A 2,755-nucleotide genomic window follows, 5' to 3' on the forward strand; every position below is an offset into this window, starting at 1 on the left:
AGCGACCAGGAATCGATCAACATCCACCGGGTGGTGGGCACCCAACATCCCGACTATCAGGGAAAAACCTGGCTTGAGTTTCTCAATGGCGGCAAGCGTATGGACATCAATCTGTCCTTGCACCGTTCCAACCCCGGCTACTACCTGGACACCGCACCAAAAAAGCCCGCCATGCACTATGTCAGCCTGGACGGCCTGGACTACTACGTCTCCGTCGATGGCCACCATCGCAGTTGCATCGCCAAATTCGATTTCCACTATGCCGGCCGCACCATGCTCCATGGCGTAACGGTCGTTCGTCATCAGGTGGATTGGGCTTTTTATCACTATTACCAGGCACTCAGCGGTTACGCCCAAGCACATCAGCTTCCGTTTCTTTTCACGCCGCAAAACCAACTTCTGTCACGCGACGATACGGGCGGCTGGAAGCTCGACCATTACCGGCCCCAGCTCCAGGTAGAGGACTTCCTGAAGAACACGAAGGAAATTCTCGACTGTGCGCAAGCCCTGTCACTACTCACACGCCTCCGGGCCGAAGCCAAGGAACGCAAGGACCCCCGAAGCTGGCTTGGGAGGTTGTGGAAATGAAACTGGAGACAACAGCATGAGTTCAAACCGGACAACCGGCCTGCCGAATCTGGAAGACGCGCCCAGTAAAACCTCCACGGCCACCGGCAAGACAGGCAACAGCACCATGACCAAGCTGGCTGTGGTCATTTTCTCCCTGGTGATTCTTGTTGGCGCAGGTGTGGCAATGAAAACCCTGCTGTTTACGCCCAAAGCTGCAGCAGTAGCCACATCGTCGGAAGTGGCGGGTGCTTCACCGGACAGTGGCGCAACGGGGAGTACCCCGGCCGCCGGACCGACGACCCAACAGCCACCCCAGACTGTGAGCGACCCTCTCGACAACCCGCCTGACGACGGGCGCGCTCTGGATGCGCGACTGGTCCGGGTCGAGGATTCCCTGGATACCCTGGCGGCCAACCAGTCCAGCCTGCGTCACGACATGGCAGCCTCATCGGATGCGGTGAACGCCCGGCTGACCGGTATTGAATCCACCATCGCCACCCTGGCCAGCAGAATCGATGCCCTGCAGCAGACCAGGGACAGCGACGCCCTGGCCCAGTTCACCGCAGAGCTGCAGCAGTTCGATCAGCGCTTGATCCACGTGGAACAGCGCGCCGGGGACAACTGGAAACAGTTGCACGGCAAAGCCGGCGCCCGCCGGCGCGGCGCTTCTCTGCCGTTTCGCATTACCGCCGTCGACTGGTGGGACGGCAAACCATCCGTAGTGATCCGCTCGGCCAAGGGCGAACAGTTCTTGTCCGTGGGTGACGCGCTGTCAGGCTGGCGGTTATTGAGCGCCGATCCCGCCACGGGCCGGGCGCATTTCAGCCGCAACGGCCTCGATGCCACCTTGGAGGTGGCGCCATGATGAACCGGTCCGGGCGTTTTCTCCTGTGGGGCCTTGTCATCATTGGCGGGATAGGCCTTGGCGGTTGCAGTACCTTGTCCAAACCAGACCGTCGGGACAGTACGGCTGACCTGCCGCCGATACCCGACAATACTGCCGGCCAACCCCATCGCAACAGACCACCCTCGCCCACCGCCGCGCCGGTTGCGAAGAGCGCCCCGGCAGCAGCCTGTCCGACGACGGATGCGCCCTACCGGGTTTGCGACCTCAGCCGTTCCTGGCGTGACCGCGTGTGCCTGTTGCCAGGCGGGCGCACCTGCCGGCCGGGAGGAACGCGATGATCCGCTTCCTGATCCTTTGGTCCGTGGCCCTGCTGGGCATTGGCCTGGAAAACGCCCTGGCAACGGAAAACACTACGACCGATCCCCGGGTGACCCAGGCCGCCAACACCCGGACGAATGAGAGCGCCGTAACCGCCCTGGAACCGCAGCCGATGCAGGCGCAATGGGGTATCGACGCTACAGAATACAAGCGATTCAAAACGCTGATGCAGGGACCGCGCGGCGCCTTCTCGGTAGCCAACATCTCACCCTTGGAGGTGCTGGGCATCCACGCCCGCACGCCTCAGGAGCGCCGCGAATACGCCGACCGCCTGGTGCGTCTGATGTACGAGGATACGGAGCGTGTCCTGGCGTTCGAGTTCGAGGTGCAGGCCGCCTGGAAACGCCTGGGCCGGCCTATGTTTGATCCCGCCCGGCTGCCCGGCGCCGCCACGGCTTCCCTCACCCGGGCGGCGGCCACCGGCAAGCGCCTGGCATTGTTCGTGTCCACCGACCCGTCCTGTCTGGACTGTCTGGCCCGGACCAAAAGCCTGGCGGGCCGTCAGGACATTGCCGGCCTGGATCTCTATGTCACCAATACCAACGATGTCAAAGCCATTCGCGCCTTTGCCCACAAAGCAGGCATCGATCCCAAAGCCGTGCTCAGCAAGCGCATCACCCTCAACAAGGGAGTGGGGCTGTTCGCGCTCTACGAGGGGAACAAGCAGGCATTGCCACTGGTTTTCGTGCGTGATGGCAAGCAACTGCTTCCCCTGGCGGGCGCAGGCGGTACCCAGCCATGAGCAAGGTCACCACAACCCTGGTGTTCACCCTGATGTTGCACTTGCATTGCCAGGTGGCCGCTTCCGCTTCTTTGTCCGCAACAGGCGGGAGTGCGCTGTTGACGGTACCACCGGCTTATCAGCGTGTGGCCCGTGAATACGGCGTGCCGGCGGGGATCCTGTTCGCCATCGCCCTGACCGAGAGCGGCCGCCAATCCGGCGACCGGGTGCTGCCCTAC

General features: G+C 62.7%; 3 protein-coding genes. All 3 read left to right on the forward strand.

What is annotated here, in order from left to right; genetic code table 11:
- The first annotated feature begins 604 nt into the window (after nt 1-604).
- The gene (locus tag ENJ19_04865) at nt 605-1,435 is read left to right on the forward strand and encodes a hypothetical protein (protein ID HHM05058.1); all 831 of its coding nucleotides are present in this window, start codon (nt 605-607) and stop codon (nt 1,433-1,435) included.
- Nucleotides 1,436-1,751: 316 nt separating this feature from the next.
- Nucleotides 1,752-2,537, forward strand: a complete 786-nt coding sequence (locus ENJ19_04870) for a TIGR03759 family integrating conjugative element protein (protein ID HHM05059.1) — start codon at nt 1,752-1,754, stop codon at nt 2,535-2,537.
- On the forward strand, nt 2,534-2,755 hold a 222-nt coding region (locus tag ENJ19_04875), incomplete at its 3' end, for a hypothetical protein (protein ID HHM05060.1). The genes ENJ19_04870 and ENJ19_04875, both read left to right, overlap by 4 nt.

The sequence above is a fragment of the Gammaproteobacteria bacterium genome (assembly GCA_011375345.1).
Lineage (GTDB): Bacteria > Pseudomonadota > Gammaproteobacteria > DRLM01 > DRLM01 > DRLM01.

Coding starts and splice junctions, on each gene's coding strand:
- ENJ19_04865 (HHM05058.1), top strand. CDS start 605: ATGAGTTCAAACCGGACAACCGGCCTGCCGAATCTGGAAGACGCGCCC.
- ENJ19_04870 (HHM05059.1), top strand. CDS start 1,752: ATGATCCGCTTCCTGATCCTTTGGTCCGTGGCCCTGCTGGGCATTGGC.